General features: G+C 54.9%; 22 protein-coding genes, 3 tRNA genes and 1 rRNA gene. 6 read left to right on the forward strand and 20 right to left on the reverse strand.

All coding sequences use genetic code 11. The features are described 5' to 3' along the window. Nucleotides 1-13 precede the first annotated feature (13 nt). Nucleotides 14-1,069, forward strand: a complete 1,056-nt coding sequence (locus ACP5PX_RS02580) for a deoxyhypusine synthase (RefSeq protein ID WP_428083761.1) — start codon at nt 14-16, stop codon at nt 1,067-1,069. 14 nt (nt 1,070-1,083) lie between these two features. On the opposite strand, the gene ACP5PX_RS02585 is transcribed toward ACP5PX_RS02580, so the two are convergent. After that, nucleotides 1,084-1,674 (reverse strand): adenine phosphoribosyltransferase, encoded by a 591-nt coding sequence (locus tag ACP5PX_RS02585; protein ID WP_428083676.1) that lies wholly within the window; start codon nt 1,672-1,674, stop codon nt 1,084-1,086. Nucleotides 1,675-1,692: 18 nt separating this feature from the next. Next, nucleotides 1,693-2,628, reverse strand: a complete 936-nt coding sequence (locus tag ACP5PX_RS02590; protein ID WP_428083678.1) for an ExsB family transcriptional regulator — start codon at nt 2,626-2,628, stop codon at nt 1,693-1,695. A gap of 142 nt (nt 2,629-2,770) precedes the next feature. Between ACP5PX_RS02590 and ACP5PX_RS02595 the strand changes: the two genes are divergently transcribed. From ACP5PX_RS02595 to ACP5PX_RS02605, 3 genes are all read left to right on the forward strand, one after another. After that, entirely contained in the window at nt 2,771-3,916 is a 1,146-nt protein-coding gene (locus ACP5PX_RS02595) for a radical SAM protein (protein ID WP_428083680.1), read from the forward strand. A 52-nt stretch (nt 3,917-3,968) separates the two neighbouring features. Further along, on the forward strand, nt 3,969-4,340 hold the full coding sequence (locus tag ACP5PX_RS02600; RefSeq protein ID WP_428083682.1) for a hypothetical protein: 372 nt from the start codon (nt 3,969-3,971) through the stop codon (nt 4,338-4,340). A gap of 266 nt (nt 4,341-4,606) precedes the next feature. After that, entirely contained in the window at nt 4,607-5,320 is a 714-nt protein-coding gene (locus tag ACP5PX_RS02605; protein ID WP_428083684.1) for a SagB/ThcOx family dehydrogenase, read from the forward strand. 423 nt (nt 5,321-5,743) lie between these two features. Here ACP5PX_RS02605 and ACP5PX_RS02610 read toward each other — a convergent pair. The 7 genes from ACP5PX_RS02610 to ACP5PX_RS02640 form a co-directional block, all read right to left on the reverse strand. Next, nucleotides 5,744-5,850, reverse strand: a tRNA-Leu gene (locus tag ACP5PX_RS02610). Between the two features lie 33 nt (nt 5,851-5,883). Continuing rightward, nucleotides 5,884-6,672, reverse strand: coding sequence for a DNA-directed RNA polymerase subunit D (locus ACP5PX_RS02615; RefSeq protein ID WP_428083686.1), 789 nt, complete (start codon nt 6,670-6,672; stop codon nt 5,884-5,886). Between the two features lie 114 nt (nt 6,673-6,786). Further along, nucleotides 6,787-6,885, reverse strand: a tRNA-Asp gene (locus ACP5PX_RS02620). A gap of 180 nt (nt 6,886-7,065) precedes the next feature. Next, complete coding sequence (locus ACP5PX_RS02625; RefSeq protein ID WP_428083688.1) at nt 7,066-7,956, reverse strand: SPL family radical SAM protein; 891 nt, start codon at nt 7,954-7,956, stop codon at nt 7,066-7,068. A gap of 4 nt (nt 7,957-7,960) precedes the next feature. After that, complete coding sequence (locus ACP5PX_RS02630) at nt 7,961-8,398, reverse strand: DUF488 family protein (protein ID WP_428083690.1); 438 nt, start codon at nt 8,396-8,398, stop codon at nt 7,961-7,963. Between the two features lie 116 nt (nt 8,399-8,514). Next, a 5S ribosomal RNA gene (gene rrf / locus ACP5PX_RS02635) occupies nt 8,515-8,635 on the reverse strand. 39 nt (nt 8,636-8,674) lie between these two features. Continuing rightward, nucleotides 8,675-8,810: transfer RNA gene (locus ACP5PX_RS02640), tRNA-Tyr, on the reverse strand. Nucleotides 8,811-8,939: 129 nt separating this feature from the next. Between ACP5PX_RS02640 and ACP5PX_RS02645 the strand changes: the two genes are divergently transcribed. Then, on the forward strand, nt 8,940-9,848 hold the full coding sequence (locus ACP5PX_RS02645) for an MBL fold metallo-hydrolase (protein ID WP_428083692.1): 909 nt from the start codon (nt 8,940-8,942) through the stop codon (nt 9,846-9,848). Here ACP5PX_RS02645 and ACP5PX_RS02650 read toward each other — a convergent pair. From ACP5PX_RS02650 to ACP5PX_RS02695, 10 genes are all read right to left on the reverse strand, one after another. After that, nucleotides 9,811-10,272: a CoA-binding protein gene (locus tag ACP5PX_RS02650; protein WP_428083694.1), complete on the reverse strand. Its 462-nt coding sequence runs from the start codon at nt 10,270-10,272 to the stop codon at nt 9,811-9,813. The genes ACP5PX_RS02645 and ACP5PX_RS02650 overlap by 38 nt on opposite strands. A gap of 9 nt (nt 10,273-10,281) precedes the next feature. Beyond that, nucleotides 10,282-11,022 carry a proteasome assembly chaperone family protein gene (locus ACP5PX_RS02655; RefSeq protein WP_428083696.1) on the reverse strand — a complete coding sequence of 247 codons (741 nt, stop codon included), beginning with the start codon at nt 11,020-11,022 and terminating at the stop codon, nt 10,282-10,284. A gap of 47 nt (nt 11,023-11,069) precedes the next feature. Further along, nucleotides 11,070-12,176, reverse strand: coding sequence for a DUF763 domain-containing protein (locus ACP5PX_RS02660; protein WP_428083698.1), 1,107 nt, complete (start codon nt 12,174-12,176; stop codon nt 11,070-11,072). A 159-nt stretch (nt 12,177-12,335) separates the two neighbouring features. Continuing rightward, entirely contained in the window at nt 12,336-12,551 is a 216-nt protein-coding gene (locus ACP5PX_RS02665; RefSeq protein WP_428083700.1) for a transcriptional regulator, read from the reverse strand. 39 nt (nt 12,552-12,590) lie between these two features. Next, entirely contained in the window at nt 12,591-13,502 is a 912-nt protein-coding gene (gene nadC, locus ACP5PX_RS02670) for a carboxylating nicotinate-nucleotide diphosphorylase (protein ID WP_428083702.1), read from the reverse strand. After that, the gene (gene nadA / locus ACP5PX_RS02675; RefSeq protein WP_428083704.1) at nt 13,495-14,424 is read right to left on the reverse strand and encodes a quinolinate synthase NadA; all 930 of its coding nucleotides are present in this window, start codon (nt 14,422-14,424) and stop codon (nt 13,495-13,497) included. Before nadA ends, nadC begins: the two co-directional genes overlap by 8 nt. A 40-nt stretch (nt 14,425-14,464) precedes the next feature. Further along, nucleotides 14,465-15,286 (reverse strand): aspartate dehydrogenase, encoded by an 822-nt coding sequence (locus ACP5PX_RS02680; protein WP_428083706.1) that lies wholly within the window; start codon nt 15,284-15,286, stop codon nt 14,465-14,467. Between the two features lie 49 nt (nt 15,287-15,335). Next, entirely contained in the window at nt 15,336-16,130 is a 795-nt protein-coding gene (locus tag ACP5PX_RS02685) for a hypothetical protein (RefSeq protein WP_428083708.1), read from the reverse strand. 62 nt (nt 16,131-16,192) lie between these two features. Then, a complete protein-coding gene (locus ACP5PX_RS02690) occupies nt 16,193-17,692 on the reverse strand; it encodes a B12-binding domain-containing radical SAM protein (protein WP_428083710.1) in 1,500 nt (499 codons plus the stop codon). A gap of 50 nt (nt 17,693-17,742) precedes the next feature. Further along, on the reverse strand, nt 17,743-18,078 hold the full coding sequence (locus tag ACP5PX_RS02695; RefSeq protein WP_428083712.1) for an ArsR family transcriptional regulator: 336 nt from the start codon (nt 18,076-18,078) through the stop codon (nt 17,743-17,745). Between the two features lie 131 nt (nt 18,079-18,209). On the opposite strand from ACP5PX_RS02695, the gene ACP5PX_RS02700 reads away from it, so the two are divergent. Continuing rightward, a complete protein-coding gene (locus tag ACP5PX_RS02700) occupies nt 18,210-19,229 on the forward strand; it encodes a zinc-dependent alcohol dehydrogenase family protein (RefSeq protein ID WP_428083714.1) in 1,020 nt (339 codons plus the stop codon). A 13-nt stretch (nt 19,230-19,242) separates the two neighbouring features. On the opposite strand, the gene ACP5PX_RS02705 is transcribed toward ACP5PX_RS02700, so the two are convergent. Beyond that, nucleotides 19,243-19,830, reverse strand: coding sequence for a flavodoxin family protein (locus ACP5PX_RS02705; RefSeq protein WP_428083716.1), 588 nt, complete (start codon nt 19,828-19,830; stop codon nt 19,243-19,245). Nucleotides 19,831-19,853: the final 23 nt, after the last annotated feature.

The following is a 19,853-nucleotide window of genomic DNA, read 5'->3' on the forward strand; positions in this document are numbered from 1 at the left end:
CCTATTTTATTTCATGCGATCAAAATTTCTGAAAAAGCCGACCCACCCGATTGAAGTTCACCCCGGACGCAGCATCAGCGATTTAACGGATGGAATGCTTGGGGTTGGATTCCAGGGCCGAAAGCTCGGGGAGGCCGTCGATGTTTGGGCCAGAATGCTCCGGGAAAAACAGAACACGATTTGGTTGGGCCTAGCCGGGGCGATGGTTCCTGCAGGGATGAGGAGGGTGATCGCCTACTTGATTAAGCGCCGGATGATCGATGTCTTGGTCTCGACCGGCGCCAACCTCTACCATGACGTCCACGAGGCGAGGGGGAAGAAACATTATATCGGGAGCCACATGGTCGACGACGTCAAGCTGAGGAAGTGTTACGTTGACAGGATTTACGATGTTTTCGCTGACGAAACCGAGTTTTATCAAACGGATCTCTGGATCGAAAAGGAGTTCTGCCCCAACCTGTCCGACATGTATCGCTACTCATCTCGAGAGATAATTTATGAGCTGGGCAAGTTCCTCGACAGCTACGGTGCGGAGGAGGATTCCATCGTCTTGAGCGCCTACCACAGCGGCGTGCCAGTCTTCTGCCCGGCGCTGAACGACAGCTCGCTGGGCTTTTCCATCATGTTCGCCAACAGGAGGCGGGGCCGGAGGATAATCCTGGATTCTCTCAAGGATGTTGATGAGAGCTCGCGGATAACTGAAGTGGCTGACACCACATCGGTCATCTACATCGGTGGGGGCGTACCCAAGAACTTCATCCAGCAGACGGCGGTGATCGCTGGCTACCAGACGCGCCACGACCGCAGCCACAAGTATGCCCTGCAGATATCGACGGACATGCCGATGTGGGGAGGGCTGTCTGGATGTACCTTTGAGGAGGCGCAATCATGGGGCAAGATCAATCTTCGGGCCAAAAAAGTGATGTGCTACGCCGACGCCACCATAGCGCTTCCCATTGTCGCGCACGCGCTCGGGGAGAAATTCAAAAAATTGAGGAGAAACGTCCCGGTGTTCGAATGGGGTAAAGGTGAAACGCTGAAGATCAGGTACGAGCGGAGGTCACTGTAGATAGCTTCTGCCGTTCAATCAATTCTGATGACGTGGACCTTACTGTTTTTGATTTCCACGTCGGCCAGCGTTTTCACATCCAGCCCAGTTTCCTTTTTTACCCTCTCAGGACCCCGCCCGCGGTTCATCACGATGATCACGTCCTTGACAATTACACCGACCTTCTTCAGCCCCTGAATTACCCCAGAAACGGTGCCGCCTGTGGACATGACGTCGTCAATTATTATCACCCGGTCTCCCTTTTTGACCGAGTTGATGTAGAACTTCTGTACTGTCTCCTTTCCGGCAACTCTGCGGTAGCTCTTTTTCACCTTGACCTCAATTTCCCCGGGCAGGTTGAACTTCTTCTTTCTGGCGATGATGATGGGGACCTTGGTCATCGTGGCCACCAACGCCGAGACGTGGATACCCATGGCCTCGATGGTCACGATCCTGTCGACGTTGAAATCGGCCAGCTCGACTATCCTTTGGGCGATCTCCTGCAGTAGCTCGGGCTTGAGCGGCGGCGCCACCCCCTGCGTGGGGTTTACGAAGTATTCATATTTCCCCATCTTGACGACGACGGCATTTTCCAGCGCTTCCTTGAGGAGAGGCAGCTTGGTCATTCCATCTACCAGCTCTTTCTACTCGAACTCGATTGTCGCCGGTGGCTTGCCAGTCAGGTCATAGAGAACGTGAGTAACTGAGGGGTTCACCTCCCTTATCCTCCGCTCGATCCGGCGCAGCACTTTCCAAGGGAAGGCGACGGGTTCTGCAGTCATGGCGTCCTTCGATTTTACCGCCCGGATAACTACAATCTCTCCGTATTTTCTCTCGAGGTCCTTGGAGACTCCGGTGGCCCGGTCCTGGAGCAGCACGGCGAAGGCCTGGAAACAGGATATATTCTTCGTCTCCTCCTCTACCACCTTTGTCGCCCTTCGGACCAGCTCCACCCGCTCCGGGGTCACTTCGCCGATGACCCGGATGGAGAGTCCCGGGCCGGGGAAGGGCCTTCTCACCGCTTCAACCTTCATCCCGAGTGCCTTAGCAACGGCCCGGACCTCATGTTTGTAGAGGTCCTTCAGGGGTTCGAGAATCTTCAGTCCATACCTTTCCAAAGGATGAACATTTATCTGCTCCAGAACATTATGCTGGGTTTTTACCCCGGCCTTGGTCTCAATCACATCGGCCGCGATGGTGCCCTGGACCATGAACTTGGCACCGAGCTCCTCAGCGATTTTGCCCAGCGACCGGTAGAAGACCTCACGGAAGGCCTTCCGCTTTTCCTCAGGGTCTGTCAGCCCTTTCAACGCCGCAAAGAAATCGTCCCAGAGACGATAGACCTTGGCGTTTAGCCCCAGCTGCTTCAGACGGCTGTAGACCTGCTGCGGCTCCCCCTCCCGCATCAATCCATCGTCTAGGAAAACCACCGTCAGCCGATCGCCTATGGCCATGTGGCCGAGCATCGCGGAAACCACGCTGTCCACTCCTCCCGAGACGGCGGCGAAGGCCTTTTCTTCCCCAATTGTCTCCTTCAACCATTCAACCTTTTCCTGAACAAATTTTTTGGCATCGAACATCCAACAACACTCCTCAGTAATACACTCATAAGTTGAACTTGCCTATTTTAGCCTTTGCTGTATCGACTTTTGAACCGGCAAACCCTGTTTTTACAGAAGAATTTTATCGTTTTAGGATAACCTTTAGTTGTGGCTTTAGGTTATGGACGGTTTCTTCACCACGAGGCGCGGCTATAAGAGCAGGTGTCAGCTCTGCGATCTGGAGGCCAACTACATTTCAGAGGCCTTAGGGGTTTGCCCCACCTGCGTGCGCGAGCACTTCGATGAGGCCAAGCCTTATCTCAGCGCCGCTCACGCCAGAGTCAGACGTAAACACGGGCTGCCTCCTGAGCCCCCGCGAGACGGGAGTGGTGTTGAGTGCAACGATTGCGGCAACCGCTGCAGGATATCTGTAGGCAGGAAGGGTCTCTGCGGTGTGGTCGAAAATCTCGAGGGAAAGCTGGTCAGGAGGTTCGGCACTCCGGAGAAGGGGCTCCTGACTTGGTACTATGATCCGCTTCCCACCAACTGCGTGCCGGCAGATTTCTGTGCAGGATCTGGCGGGGCGGGTTATCCCAAGTGGTGCCGGACGCCTCAGGGCGACATCGGTTACTTCAACCTCTCCATTTTTCTCGGCAGCTGCACCTACAACTGCCTCTACTGCCAGAACTACGGCTACCACGAGCTGACCGTTGCCGGATTTCCGACGATCAGCGCCGGGCAACTTGCCGAGAAAGCCGATGAGCGGGTCGGCTGCGCCTGCTACTTCGGCGGCGACCCATCCAGCCAGATGCCCTTTGTGATCGCCTCGGCAAGGGTGATGCGGGAGGCCGCGGAGAAGGAGGGGCGCCTCCTGCGGGTCTGTCTTGAAACCAACCTTAGCATGAACCGCAGCAGCCTAGAGAAGTTCACCGAGCTCTCCCTTGTCAGCGGGGGCGGGGTGAAGGCAGACCTTAAATGCTGGTCGCCGGAAATCCTCTACGCCCTCTCGGGCGTCGACCACCGTGCAGCATATGACAACTTCAGCTGGCTGGCGAGGCAGCACTCTCGGCGCCCCGAGGTGCCGCTGGCTCGTGCTAGCACTTTGCTCGTGCCGGGCTACGTCGATGACGAAGAAATCCGATCGCTGGCGTCGTTCATAGCCGACCTCGACTCCACCATACCTTACTCGCTTCTCGCTTTTCATCCCCTTCACCATATGGAGGACATGCCGTTCACCAAAAAGGAGGACGCTGAGAGGTTCCTCGAGATTTGCCGGGAGGAGGGACTGCAAAAGGTCAGGATCGGGAACCCTTGGCTGCTGGTCTGAGCGGTCGACAATCATGTTTAAACACCACCGAGGAGATTAGAAAATGACGTCAATGAAAGCGGACATCAAAAAAGTCGTACGGGAGCTACTCGCCAAGGAAAGCGAGGGCGGTTTGACCAAAATCAAGCTGGATACCGTCAGGGCTCTGATTCACTATCACGGCGCCATCTGGAAATCCGAACTCGTCCAAGAACTTACCTTGCAGGCCACGGCGGCGGGCCCGAGGAAGCTGGATCTGGGACAGCTCAACAAGGGGCTGCAGGAGTTGCAGAGTGCGGGTGTGGTTAGGGTTAAAAAGGCGCTGCGGGCGACGCTGCACTCCAGCGGCGGCGTGGAAGACGAGTTGATATCGATCACCGATCTCCATGAAGCTTATGCGTCGCTGGCTAAGGACAAGGCACTGGCCCCTGCCAAGCGTGCTTGAGCAAGCGGTTCCCGAGCTGGATTAACCCAGCAATTTTGCCCGCAATCATCGATGATGATATCATTTCCGAGATCTTGGCGAGATCTTTCTGTCCCACCAGTAGGGGTGCTTCTTCTCCCGCTTAAAAAATCTCATGAGGATACCATTTTTCTTTCCGGTTGAAGCCAATTCAACTTTTTGTTTCAAAGGCCGTAAAGCCAAGGGATGTTTTTCAACAAGCCGGTTAATTAACTTGGCGCGACATATTTTCAGTGGGGTGATTAGCATTGCTGAGGAAGCTGGCTGGGGCGGTCTTAGTCCTCGTCGGAGCCGCCGTGCTTTTGCTGGCCCTCCTCTTCACCCGAGTTTATCCCGAACAGGCAGCAGAGTTCACCGTGGAGAATGAAACGGTTATTGTCTTACCGCCACCTCGCCTCGATAGCGACTTTTCCTTAGAGGCATCACTGCTCCTGAGAAGATCGATCCGTGAATACGCCGGGGAGCCGCTGACGCTGGCTGAGGTCTCGCAGCTGCTCTGGGCGGCGCAGGGGATCACCGACCCGCGCGGGTTCAGGACAGCGCCTTCCGCGGGCGGCCTATACCCGCTCGAGGTCTACTTGGTCGCCGGAGACGTGGAGAACTTGGAGGCGGGCATCTACAAGTACCGGCCTCAGGGCCACGAGATGGTCAAAATCCAGAGTGGCGACCATCGGGATGAACTCTGTGCCGCCGCGCTGGGTCAGGCCTGGGTTAAAGCGGCCGCGGCGAACATCGTCATCGTTGGTGTCTACGAGCGGACCACGGTGAAGTACGGAGAACGGGGGATTCAATACGTACACATGGAGGCGGGTCACGCGGCCCAGAACGTTTGCTTGCAGGCGACGGCGTTGGGGCTCGGCACGGTGCCCGTTGGGGGCTTTTACGAAGACCAAGTCCAGAGGGTCCTGACGGCTCCGGAGAACGAGAAGCCGCTTTACGTGATGCCTGTGGGCAGAAGATGAGCAAAATCTGCAGAGGGAGCGCTTCCAGAGCCTGACACAATCCACATCCAGAACCAAGTTTTTACGATCGTTCAGCTAAATTTTGCCGAATTGGCGGATTTAATCGAATCTGCCCTTTCCTTTTAGCAAAAATTTAATAGCCCACAGGGCGATGGACTTGCTGAAAAAAATGTTTAAGCTGTCCTGCGTTTTGTGCGGCAAGGAACTTGAAGAGGCTCAAGGCCTGGCAACTTGCACCTATTGCGGAAAAACCGAGAAAGCCGACTACATCTGTGAGGAGTGCCGGCTTGCGCGGCCTCTGGAGCTAATAAGGAAAACGTGTGAACACACCTCTGAAAAGGATCCCGTGAAAACACCCCCCATTTTTATTTGTTCTCTTCGCCTTTCCCTTGCCGCTTAGTTGGCCGTTATTGTTACAAAAAGTGGTGCGGGGGAGGGGATTTGAACCCCCGAACTCCTTCGAGACCAGCCCCTCAAGCTGGCGCCTTGGGTCGGCTTCAGGGCCATTGACCTGGCTAGGCTACCCCCGCGCCAGCAGAATTATCGCGTTTTCCTTTTAAAAATCAGAGCTTTTTGACCAGCTTGGGGAATTCCTCAAACCTAGCCTGGAGGGACTCGACCGCCTTCAGTATTATTTGGTCAGGTGGTAGCGACCCTGTGGATTCAACCTTGAAAATGAACTTGGTCGGATCACCTGAAACTTTGACCGCCTTGGAGGAGCAGGCCTCAGCACAGGCCTTGCACATGGTGCACCGTGTCAGGTCCTTAACCCGGACCTTTTTCTCCACGATCTCGAGAATGTCCTTAGGACAGGCCTTAACGCAATCACCGCAGGCATTGCATAGCTTGGGATCAAACTCGAGAACCGGCATGTACTTGTAGGCCACGATCCCAGGCTGCCACTTCGCGTGCTCCCGGCCCAGTCCTAGACGCGCGATGGCCACGAGCTCCAGCCTCTGCCCATTCTCCAGCCGCACGATCGGGATGGAACTGTTGACCGGCCTTACCTCTTCATCTGAGGGGTTGAGCGACCCGCTGTAGACCATGCCCGGACCCTCGGCCTTAAGTTCGAGCTCCGCGGAGCACTTCTCACAGCGCCCCTCGCGGCAACCACACTCGCTCGGAAGCACGTATCCCTTGGCCGGGGTGGTGATAGGCACCATGGCGAGCCGGTGGGCGATTATCTCGTCGTACATTGCAGAATCATTCGCCTTGAACTCCACCTCATCAATTGCCATAATCGGGACGTCTCGCAGAGCAGCTCTTCGGATTGAGTTGGCAACGGCGGGGCTCGCGTCCGAGAGCACGAACTCCATCTCATCCCCATCGAGTTTTCTGATTTCCACCTGCATACCAACACCAAAATCGTCTTTCAAGATGTTGTGTTTCGCTTAAATATTGCTTTCGGTGGGGGTTTAAAGGAGCACTGCAAGCGACAGCTGGATTTCGCGGGCCCTGGGCTAATATGGCGCCCATCGGCGGAGACAATGCTCCCTGGCCGGGATTTGAACCCGGGGCGGAGCCTCGACAGGGCTCCATGTTAGACCGGGCTACACCACCAGGGCCCGTGAGCTACTCGGTTTTTCCTAACGTTTAAACTTTTTCTGCCACTCAACCAACTTGGCCCGCTTCGGGAGCAAAGTTCCTTGGCCTCAAAGAACCTAATTGATGAACCAACAACTACATCCCGCGCCCTCTCCGGACAACTTGGCGGTGTTCCATAAGTTGGGCGGCTGGCTACCATCTCACAGAACCGGGCGCTTGCTGAAAAACCTCTGACCGATCAGATGGCTACCGTCGCAGCTCGCACCAACCCCTATCTTGGCCAACCCCTCCCGGCAGGTGGCAAACGTGAGCCCCTCCCCATCGCATGCCTGTCTAATCTCATCCATCAATCTCCGTCGGAGTTCCTGCGGAAGGTACCAGCAGTTGTGGTGTCGTCGCCCGCGCTCGAAATACAGTGGCCTCAGCTTGGAGGCAATACTGGGAAAGGCGTTCTGAATGCGCCGCCAGCTGTCAGGTCTTGGCTTGAAGGTGGAGGAGGTCACGTGCCTGACACCATGGCGGGCCGCGGCTTTGATTACGTCTACCGCCCCGCCGTTGGTGAGGTAAGGGATGACCGGGTCCACCCTCAATGATACCGGAACCCCTGCATCTGAAAGACGCTTCATGGCCTCCAATCTTTTCTTTGGCGAGGGTGCATTCGGCTCTAGTTTCTGGCTGAGTTCTTGGTCAAGCGTCACTATGGTGAAACTCACCACCACCCGCATCTTCGAGAGGAGATCTAGATCCCGCGTGACGAGGTTTGACTTGGTTATCACCTGCACCTTACAGTTCTCTCGGGAGAAAAGTCTCAGGCACGAGCGCGTTAGCCCCAGCTTTGCCTCCATCGGCGGGTAAGGATCAGAGCTGTTGGACATGCTTATAACTCGGCCGCGATCGATTTGCTTAAGATCGCGTTCAATCCTTGCAATCAAGTTGTGCTTCGGCCTGCACTCGAATGCCCGCGGAATGTAGGAGGTGATATAGCAGTAGAGACACCCATGTTCGCACCCTGTGTAGGGATTTAACCCGTACTTTTTAGGGCAGGTGCAAAGCGGGTCGTGCCAGGGGTCGAATTCTCGGATAACGTCCACAGGATTAACTCCTTGAAACAGGTTTTTTAGGATAATCCAAGATCTCACCCTTGGCGTCGATGTGAACCACCTCCCAACCGAGATTTTCCAGTTTCTCCGCCAAGAAGCGCCGGTGACAAGCCCCGGGATGTGGTTCCACGCACATGATCACGGAAGGGCTCTCGCCCGCAATCCTTACGAGTTTTTCTAACCCACCTTTGAACTCTTTCGTTTTCGTATACTTCTCATAGCCGCCCCGGTATCCTCCCAGCTCCTCCAGGTGAACGTAGTCGATTCCTCTAGCCGGCAGGCTGGATTGCAAGCTCCCCTTCACGAACTCTGGCCACCTCGAAGTTGGGAAGCGCCTTACGTCGATCACGCGCTTCACGCCGAGGCGCTTGAGAAGCCTGACAAAATCCTCAAAGTGCTGGTTTCCATATCCAACCGTGAATATTTTCGGCATGTCCCTTTCAATGCTCTGTAAGAATAGTCCGATAAATTTTCTCCCTAGTTGTGAAAGTGAATGCCACGAAACTGAAGAAAAATCCGGGCTTTTACTGCCAGAAAAAATTAATGAGCGGTTGGCAGCGAATCGGGTTTCCCCTTGGCCTGCGCACAAGAGTACACCCCGACACGCAGGCGAGCTTGACTTCCGGGATCGGACGAGACCGGGTATTTCCTCGCCGCTATGGCCGCCAACCAAAATTATTGTCCCATCGGGGTTTTTAAAAGTTTTGCGTGGTCCCGCGGGGGAGAGTCTCAGCGGCTTCAACCGCGTTTGAACTCCCGACATTTACCGGAATCTTTCAATTCTGTCGGTTTCAGCGCGGCCTGGGTCTACAGCCGACCACTCTACCAGGCTGAGTTACCGCGGGACCGTTTTAACGTCTGAAATCTCCATTATTAAGGTTTAACCTCGGCAAAATTGGTCCCTAAATGAAGCCACGGTTGTTTCACCGCCGAAAAAGATTGGTTTATATGGGGGAAAAACGAACGCTGAGGTGATGTCGACCAAGATAAGCCCGAAAAGCGGCTCAATGAATGCCAGGGCCATTAAAATTTCGACCGCTATCTTTCTCATTACCGCGATTGTTCTGGCGACCGCTCCTTCTCTTGCCCAAGCCAAGCCGAAGAAATCTGAAATAAAGAGCTACCAAGAACGAGGCGGCATAACGAGGTTCGAAGAGTACCTTCCGCTCTCGCCCGAGCTGGGCGCCCCGCCCGGTTCTTTCTACAAGGTCAATGTCTACGTCATCAACCTAAAGGAGGGAATTGTCTTAGTTGACTGCGGCAGCGAAAGCCTGTATTCCGAACTCAGGCAGGAGATCGGCAAAAGGTTCCCCCACAGTTCAATATTGGCCGTGCTGCTGACCCACGGTCACGCCGACCACGCCGGTGCCGGGCATTACTTCGTTGAGGAAGGCATGCCTGTCTATGCCTCTGTAGCCGACTCGTATCTTATCCAGATGGGTATGAATTTCCCGGGCGTCCCCAGTGACTTCGCCTACACCGGCTACACCCCCACGGAACTGCTCTACGGGGGAGAAACGATCTTCGGCCTACAGGTGATTCCGACGCCAGGGCACACCTACGGAAGCCTGAGCTTTCTCCACGTGAAAACGAGGACGCTCTTCACTGGGGACACCACGATCTGCTACCCAGAGGACGACAGAGACCCGCTGGACATGACCTTTGAGCTTGAGAGCATGACCCTGCAAATGGAGGACGAGGCCAGCCTACATTTGCAGCTGAACTCGCTCAATTCGCTGCTGGAACTGGCCAACGGAGGATCGGTAAAAGAAATTCTACCGGGCCACAACCGCACCTATCACGGCAAGGATGTTCTGTCTTACCTAGAGCACTCGATCGTTGTCGTCACTCAGGCGCTTTCCCCTGAAGTACCGCCTGCTTGAGCCGCTTGTGCTCAACCATGATGCATCGGTCCATGACGACCTCAAGCCCGGAATTTTCCGCCAGCTCGGCTGCTGCTTCGTTGACGATGTCTAACTGCATCCAGATTCCCCTGAGCCTGCCGTGCCTCCTTCTCAGCTCAACCGCCTGCGCCACGATAAGAGGAACGTCCTCAGGGGGCCGGAAGATGTCAACCAACCCTATCTCCTTCTGCAGCTCCTCCGGGATGTCAAGCAGGCTCGGGTAACTCTTCTCCCCCAAAATCTCCTCGGCCGTCGGGTTGACCGGAATGATGTGGTAACCGTGCCCCTTAAGGTAAGCTCCAATTTTGCGACTGTACTTTTTTGGGTCCTTGGACATCCCCACGACTGCGATGGTCCTAACGTCTAACAACGACTTTAGTCCCGCGTCGTCCTTTACGACCATGCGAACAGCTCAGGCGTACATCTTCTCGGGTTCGGCCGCGGCGGTCTTCTCGTAGTTCTCCGCGATTTCCCTCAGCTTTTCCCGGATCTCGGTGGCACCCGCGATTAGATCCGAAGTGTCTATCTTTAGCCCGTGGGATTTATTCAGCGCATCGATTAGCACCGCGGCACCCTCGGGGTCCGGAATCGTGGCCATCGCCGGGGTCAGGATGGCTGTCCCTTCTATCTTTCGCGTCAGGCACTCGCTGAGGATGGCGCCCGCAATGCCGTAGATGATGCCCTTGCGGAGCAGGTTAATTCCGCGGTCCTTGAAGTGCTCACATCTGCTGAGCTCGGTAACGCAGAACGGCTGACGATTGGTGGGCAATCCCGGAACCGGTATCCCCTCGAGCACCAAAATCTCCTTGGAACCCTGCTTCTCGGCCCAGTCAAGCAGCGCCGAAGATATCGAGTAGAGCCCTTCCTCCTTCAGGGGAATCTCACAGATCACTGCGCAGAGATTGTCCTTCTTGCTCGCGTGAATTCGGAAGGGGTGCCGCAACTTTTCCCCGACGAAGATCGCCACCGGCGGCAGGTGCCGGGACTTGACATAGGCCACCTCTTCCATCTTCAGCTGATTGATGATCTGATCCACGGCAATCGATCCCACCAGTCCCGCCCCAACAAAACCGGTAATGATCAGCGGGTTCTTCAATCCCAGGCCCTTAACCTCTACAATCTCAACTTCAGCAGCAGCCGACACATTCGGCATGATTATCTCCAAATCAAATTTCACTGCTATTATTAAAGGATCTCAGTTCAGCCGACGAACTCATGGAGCCGGCGGATGGCCTTCATCTTTTCCTCGCTGCCGAACCTAGCCGCCTCGATAGCGCCCTCGAGAATTTCCGTTGTCCTCTGATAGGTCTGCCGGTCCACGGGAAACGGGACGCCGTCCTTGCCACCGTGGGCAAATGAATATCGAACCGGGTCCCTCCATGAAGGCGGCTTTCCGTAGATCAACGCCGAGACAAGTGCCAAGGCTCTGACCGCCTTGGGGCCGATTCCAGAAAGCGACACCAGCTCCTCGTAGTTCTGGGGCTGAATTTCATAAGCCCGCCGCAGGGCCATCATTGTCTGTTTCGACAGACTGGTTATCGTGTGACCGCGCGGCATTATCAGCTTGTACTCCGACCTTCTCCCGGTGAACTCATCCAGAGAACGCTGCCCTGCCTCGCGAACCTCGGCCAAAATTTTTTTCGGTCCTTCACACACCAGATCCACGCTAATCTTCCGGGACTCCTCACTTTCCCGCGCGGTCATGTCTAGCACGGTATTTTCCCCGCGGTCACCGATAATTCCGGCATGTGGCTCTTCAACGAAGCTGGCGACTTTTTCGGAGAGCCAGTGATACCGCCGGGCAAAGCTTTGGTTCATGCCCTGCTGGACCACGGCCCAGTTCCCGTGCTCGTCGACGATGAAGGCGTGGTGGTAAAGCTGATAACCGTCCTGCACACAGGCGTTGTCCACCTTCGCGGCCATTCTGCTGGCATACTTAAGCCGCTCCGCCTTGGCGGTGCTGAATGAGAAGACATCGACCAATCTTTGGATTTCCTGCGGCACCGATTTTGATACCCTTCCCTTACCCCCGCAGACGGCCATCCCCAGTTCCTCAGGATTGAGCGCCTCCCTCAGGGCGCCCGTGAGCGTCGTCGTCAGACCTGAGGAGTGAAAGTCGAAGCCGACCACGCAGCCGAGTGACTGGAAGAAGAATGGGTCCGCCATCCTCCGCAAAAATTCCTCGGTCCCGTACTCCAGCACGATGGCCTCAGCGATGGCCCCGGATAGCCGCACCATGCGCCGGAATAACCACGGTGGACAAGCCCCATAGTGCAGTGGGAGCTCCGCTGTTCCGGTCCGTTTCATTTCAGCACCTCACTGGGTAAACCGTGTTCCAACATAACCTACTTCAGTGGACTTTTATTCTCGTTGGTTTCCGCATCAAGGTTGCCCACTCTGTTCTTAACCTAGTTACCACTAGGGCTGAGGCAAAAAATAAAAAACATTTAGGTCAGGCGAATGTAGTCACTTGATCAGATGGTATCCCGCCGCCTTTTCTCTGGCCACGCGCTTAGCAAAGCCCTTCGCGACGAGCTCCATCAGTGCGTTGTTTACCATGCCCTTGGGCAGGTGCGCGGTACGCATAACATCGTCCGCAGTCTTCAGCACCTCTGGGCTTGTCGCGCCTAGCTTCTTCAGCGCATCGTAGACCTTCTGAGCGTTGGGCGTCAATTCAGCCATAGAATCACCTCAATTTCTGCTATTCTGTCTCCGATTAGCTTAAAAACGCTTACGATTGTGGTTTCGGGCACCAGAAACCGGATTAGCTTGGCCCCTCACCCCAACGATTTCCTTCACCTTCAATGACATGTCAATCGCGCAGGCGCGCATTGTCATATAGCTAGTCGAAATTATATCCACCCCCGTCGTCGCATATTCGGCAACGTTCGCGGGAGTTATTCCCCCTGAGGCTTCTAGGGTGACCCTTTTCCTCAACCCTTCTCTCCCCAGAAGTCTTATAGCCTGCCTGATTTGGCTTGGACTCATGTTATCCAACATAACGATGTCGGCTCCAGCCCGGGCCGCCTCCAGCGCCTCTTCTGGCGTTGTAGTCTCAACCTCGATTTTTCCGTAATTGCCCTGTTCCTTAAACTTCCTCACCGCCATCGTAATCGGACCCACCAGCCGCAGATGGTTGTCTTTGATCAGAACTTGGTCGCTCAGGTCAAAACGGTGCGGCCAACCGCCGGCAACCTTTACCGCGCGCTTATCGAAGTACTTCAGCAGCGGGGCGGTTTTTCTCGTCGCCGCTATTACTATCTTGGGGTTCTTCCTTCTTGCCCGCTCGATCAGTTCCCGCGTGACCGTGGCGATGCCGCTCATCCTCATCATCAGATTCAACGCCACCCGCTCGGCCCCCAAGATTTTTCTTGCCGGCCCTTCCAGTTCCAATACCACGTCACCGGGTTGGATGTTTTCCCCATCGCGGTGCCGAATTTTTGCCCTGACTCCGACTTCCCTAAAAATCATCGCCGCCTCTCTCGCTCCCGCCAGCATCCCCTCCTGTTTTGAGATAACCTCGGCCTTAGCGCGAAGGTTCGGTTTAATTAGTACTTCCGAGGTGACATCCCCTCTTCCGAAGTCCTCGGCGAGCATCTCTCGAATTTTTTTTCGCAGAAAAATGTCAGTCACCGGTAGCCCTCCCCGAGAGCTCTAACATCCTTTCAGTTGCCCGGCGGGCTCTTGCGGCGACATCCGGCGGCACCTTCACGACGTGCTTCAAATCGCGCAGTGATTCGTACAGCTTCTGCAGGTCGTGCTTTTTCATCTGCTGGCAGACCGCCGTGTCCAGCGCCGGGACGAACTCTTTATCCGGGAACTCGCGCCTGAGCCTCTCCACCATCCCTATCTCCGTGGCGATGATGAATCTCTTCGCCGGTGAAGCCTTGGCCCGGACTAGCATCTGGCTGGTGCTGCAGATGTGGCTGGCCAGCCTCTGCACCTCGGGGTCGCATTCGGGATGAACCAACACCTCCGCGTCTGGGTACTTTTCCTTTTTGAGGAGGATGTCGGCGGCTGTGAACATCCGGTGGACATAGCAGTAGCCAAAATCGGGCAGCGGAATTATCCTTTTATCGCTCCGCTGTTGAACATACCACGCCAGATTTTTATCAGGACCGAAGATGATCTCGTCCTCCTCAAGGGCGTTAACTATCTGGGTCGCGTTGGCCGAGGTGCAAACGATGTCAGCCTCGGCACGGGTCTCGGCGAGCGTGTTGATGTAAAGGACCACGGCCGCCCCGGGATGTCTTCTTCTGGCCTCCCGCACCATCTCCAGCCGCAGCTGCGCCGCCATCGGGCAGCGGGCCATCGGATCGGGAATCAGCACCGTTTTATCCGGGTTCAACATCGCCGCGGTCTGGGCCATGAAATCCACTCCTGCGAAGGCCACCACTTTTTCCTTAACCTTTGTCGAATACCTCGCTAGGTCCAGTGAGTCGCCGATATAGTCCGCAAGCAGCTGAATCTCCTCCCGCTGGTAGTTGTGGGCCAAGATGATGGCCTCGCGTTCCGCCTTCAACTTTATGATTTCCTCCCGTAACCGGTCCGCCATCGTAAAACACCAGAATTCTCTGAAGCTGGAGGAATATTAACTATGTGCCGATCTGAATGGCCTCGCTCAGATTCCGCAAGGTTCGCGCCGCCGAGAGCGCGGCCAGATAGCTGGTCCGGGGTGATTCGAGGAACGGCTTGTTGATAGACCTAGCAATCAGCTCGCCAGATTCTCCCTCCATCCTGATCTCGTGGATATTCCTCTTGATCCTTGGATCCGCTACGATCGTCACCATCGTCCTGTCAAAACCTACTCCGGCTAAGCTCAACGTGGCCGCAACATTCACGCTGGCTGGGAAGAGCTTCACAGCTTCCCGGGCGGTGCCGGTGAAGATTATTTTTGGGGTGCGGAGATGGGACAGCTTAACGCCCTTTCTGCTGAGATATTCGTTATCTTTGAAGGCAACTGGGGGCTTTCTGGTGACAAGCCTAACCGTACTAATTTTCCGGAGCGAGGCCGATTTCACCCCATCTATCCCGATTACCGCACCCGAGGGAACGTAGATTTTCCTACCCTGGCGTTCTGACTCCTCCCGTAGGCGGCTGAGAAATTCATCGTCGCAAAGTGCCCCCACGCTAAGGATGATGAGGTCTTTTCCGGATCTGAGGATGCCAAGCGAATATTGCCTAACTGCTTCCTGAGAAGCGGCCTCGACAACGATATCGGCATTTTTTTCCGCAAAAATTTCTTCATGGTGGTGCAGTATTCTAGGCCGGTGCTTTAAGCCAGCTGCCAACCGCAGGGAGCACTCCTGTTTCAGGTCATAGACCCAGCTGAGTTCGACATTTCCTGCTTCACCGATATCAATCATGTGCGCCAACGCCGTGCCGATTGCGCCGCACCCGATCAGGCCGACCCTCATCACACCACACAACCCCCAGACTTTTAGATCAATTCTTTAGTTGAAGCGCTCAATCAAATTTATCTTGAATCTTAAAAGCTCTCTCCAAAGCCACCCGGTAATTTTTAGCATACATGAAAAACCCAAAGGCTATGAGTAGATAACCCAGATTCCAAACTGCATCGATTGTGCGGTTGCTCACGTAGTTGCTGAAAATGTGGGCGAAGAGAACGTCCGCCAGTGACATGAACACCAAGGCGATAAGGAGTGCAGCCCAAAGCTTGAAAAGTTCTTTTCCTGAAATGTGAAACAACGTGATGATCATGGCGACCAACAAAACTGAATCACAAATGATGTAACCGGCCGTGCTGACTTTCTCGGTGAGAGACAGATCGGGGGTTGAAATGGTTGGAACTGAAAGGTAATAAAAGACGATTAAGATTATCGCCGATAGCATTATCGTGGAAGCCAGTTTTTTAACCCCTATTTTCCTCCTTGTTGAGCTCCAAACGAAGTAAATCCCCACGATAAACAGAGGATAACCAATCAGCCAGAAAAAGTCGGCAATGCTAAACAATGGCACCTCGACTTTGAGAAAAATTTCGTAAAAACCCCAAGCAACTTCTCCTAAAAACCAGCAAAAAATTCCAGCGATCAAGAAAAACATGGGTCTTCCCTTGATGTTTCTGAATCCATGCAATTTTAAAGAGGCCGCTCCAAACGAGAAAGCGATAAACGAGAAAACTATGGCGGCGGCGTCGCTGACGAGGTAAAAGTAGTTGCCGAGGGGTTGAAAGATATAAAGGAGCAGATTAACCAAAACGGCAATGGCAAATAAAATGGTCGCTAAACTAATTTTCTTCATTTCGGCCCCACAAAATCTGCATTTCAACGGTTTAAATAGTATGGATTCTATCTTCAGAAATTTCATTTTCCGCAGCTTGGCTCTCGCTTCAGAATCGGGTTCAAGCCCTGCTCCATCTTTTTCAGGTAAGGCTTAACTCCGCGTTTGATAACTCCAATTAAGACCTTACCCAGCAAAAACCGGCTGACCAACGACCTGAATTCCTCCGTGGCCAGTTCATCAATCCAGTTCAGGTCATGCTTCACACAGGCGGCCAATAGCTTCCAGTGCTCCGGCTTCATATCCTCCACGGTGAACCTCTTTTCTTTACCGAGCACCCCGAGCGGCACGAAGAAGAGCGGCACAATGAGCGACTTGTAATCCTTGAGCTCCTCCACGAGCTCAATCGTCTTCGTCACGTCGTCGGTGGTTTCTCCGGGGAGGCCCATGATCAGCGTGGAGCAGGGTACCCAGTGGTTGTCATGCAAAATCTTATGGGCCTCAACCACCACCTCCGGCCACTGCTCGGGCTTAAAGGGCGCCACCTTTCCTCTCATGTGCCTTTCCAGCAACCGGGGTGATCCAGTCTCTATCCCGACCTGCCCCGCAATCCAAGGTATCTTCTTGCACGGGACCTCCATCAGCTCGCTCAGCGACTTTACCAGCTCCGGCTTCGCCATGACCGAGGCAAAGGCGAAGTGGGAAATGTAGGCTCCCCAGCCTGTAGTTTTTTTCACCTCTTTGAAGAGGTTTAAAACCTTGGTTTCGTCAGGAACAATTCCCTTAGCCCCGTACCGCAGCACGTCTTCGGCATGCAGGAGAATCCGGTCCAGCCCGGCGTCGAGGTTGACCTTAACCTCCTCCAGAATTTTATCGACCGGCCGGCACCTGTAGTAGCGCATGGTGGGGACGCAGAACTCGCATCCCCGGCCACAGCCTCGGGCGATTTCGACGATTCCGTTTACCGTGGCATTTTTTATCGACGGGATCTCCTCCAGCGGCACCACCTCACCCTCCACTACACCAGGCAGGCTCTCGCCCTTCAGCGCCTTCTCGAACATCTTCACCGCAGTTCTTTCACCCTCGCCGATGACCACGCAGTCGATGCCCAGCTCCCTTCTCACTGCCTCATCAGCCAGCTGCCAAGCGCCAGGACCGCCGACTATCGTCTTCAAACCGTTCTCCTTGATAATCGGGCCGGTGACCAGCTTCCGGAAGAAAATCGCCGAATAGGTCTCCTGCCCCATCAGACCGGAGAAGGTGCTTGAGGCCGGTCCGATTCCTAAGGGGTCGTTTGAGGTGATGCCCACGACCTTGGTTTTGTCATCGATAACCTTGTCCAAGTGCTCCGGATGGGCGACCACGACATCGAAGCCCTTCTCCAAAAGGGCAGCTTCAATCTTCCTCGTTCCTCCCGGCGCGTATTTCACGATGCCGTTTTGCTGAGGCAGTGGCGGACAGACCGCCCATCTGTAGAGCCACTCCGGCACCAGCTTCGGGGCGCAGGCGGCAAAGCCGAGGAATTCGGAACCGCGGTAATCGCTCATCAGCGAATACTCCGCGGTCAGAACGATCTCACTCATCGGAGTCACCTCGACCTCCGCAACCTGAGAGCCAACAGGGAGAGACGTCACTAGTCAGTCTCTTTTTTACCTCGAGGTCCCAGCCTGCGCAACCGCCGGTCTATTTCCTGCTTCACCGTTCGGAAGAAATCGTCGGAATGTAGCCGGAAGTACCGGTAGGCCAAACGCCCTTTCTCGGTCACCGAAATTTCCCGCTGAACTAGCTTTAAATCGACCAGCTTCTTTAGGTGTTCCTTCACGGCCCGCTCCGATCTCTTCGTCCCCGCGACGATTTCAGCCACCGAAAGCTTTCTCTCTGTTCGCGCCAAGAGATTCAAGATTTTCTTTCCCGTTGATTTTATCCCCAAGAGCTCGGCCGCCTCATGGATCTTGCCCCAATCCTCCATGCTCTCCGCCCCCCACCATCCAAAGGTATAAAAAATGTTGTTTATAAATGCATACGTGTGCAAAATTTTCTGCATCGTTAATTCCGGCCAAACATTTTAGGCAGGGGCGCCTCATTAACAACGGGAGATAGATGAAGGCCGTGGTAATCACTAGGATTGCCCCTGTGGGAGAGAGGCCGCTGGAGCTGGTGGAGCTGCCCAACCCTGTTCCTACAGACAACCAAATCCTAGTTAAGGTGTCCGCTTGTGGAATCTGTCACACCGAACTGGATGAAATCGAAGGCAGAGTACCGCCGACAAAGTTCCCCATCATCCCAGGACATGAAATCATTGGCAGGGTGGAAAAACTAGGCCCCGACGCGTCTAAATTTAAAGTGGGCGATCGAGTGGGGATTGCTTGGATTAACTGGGCCTGCGGTCGCTGCCACTTCTGCCGCAGTGGTGCAGAGAATCTATGTGCTGAGGCAAAATGGACGGGCAAGGATGCTGACGGAGGCTATGCCCAATATGCGGTGGTCTCGGAGGATTTTGCCTATCCAGTACCTGAGACGTTTGACGACCTCCAAGCGGCCCCGCTGCTCTGCGCGGGCGTCATCGGCTATCGTGCCCTGCGGCTATCAGGAATAGCGGACGGCAAGGTTCTCGGCCTGTACGGGTTCGGCGCCTCGGCCCACATCGTCATCCAAGTGGTCAAACATCTATATCCTAAATCACAAGTCTTCGTCTTTACCCGGCCAGGCCAAACCGAACACCAGGGCCTTGCTTGGAAGCTAGGTGCCGACTGGGTTGGCGCCACCGGGGATACTCCGCCGACCAAGCTGGACTGCGCTATAGACTTTACCCCAGTGGGTGAGCCGGTCCGAGAAGCGTTGAGAAACCTGCAGAAGGGCGGCCGGGTGGTGGTCAACGCAATCAGAAAAACAACCACGATTCCGGAGCTAGACTACACCGAGCATCTCTGGTGGGAGAAGGAGCTGAAGAGCGTCGCCAATGTAACCCGGAGAGATGCTTTAGAATTTCTGCCCCTCGCGGCCGAGATACCGGTAAGGCCTGAGGTTCAGGTGTTCAGACTGGAGGAGGCTAACGAGGCCCTGATCCTGCTCAGGCAGGGCAAAATCCGCGGCGCCGGAGTACTGCGAATAAGCGACTAAGCAGTCAAAATTTTTAAAACGCGGCGGCAACGAAATTCAGAATTCCTCTGGCCCGGTTTCTGACCTCGTCCAGATCACTCTGATTCGGCCGGCCGCTGATGTTGCCCAACCGGCCCTGCTTGTTCAATTTTTCGCATAGCTCCTTGGTGTAGCCGAACTTGCCGTTCAGCGCCTCGGCGTTGAAGCTGCCGACCACCATGATGGGGTCCAAGATAAAGAAGCCCAGATGCTCAAAAAATTGTTCCGTGTATCTCACCGCCGGAATTGCTTCATGGAGCCCGGTGTGCGGCCCAGCGTAGGTGCAGAAGGCCACCATGAATTTATTGCCCAACATCGGTGATCCCGGGCTGAGCCTCCCCTGCACGTCGCGATAATAGTGGAACCTTTTCTTCAGGTAATTGATGACGTTCTGGGGCGGCAGGAATTCATAGACCGGAGAACCGACGAAAACGAGATCGTAGCCGAACCAGTCCGCCTCCACGTTTTCCCCGATTTTGAGCAAGTCGCAATCGTGCCCGCTTTCCCCAACCGTGTCCGCTATCGCCCTGGCGACGGCTTCGGTGTTTCCAGTTAAGCTCCAGTAAAGGATCAGAACCTTCATATTGGCCACTTGACCCAAAGAAA

Source organism: Hadarchaeum sp. (SeqCode) (assembly GCF_049969415.1).
GTDB lineage: Archaea > Hadarchaeota > Hadarchaeia > Hadarchaeales > Hadarchaeaceae > Hadarchaeum.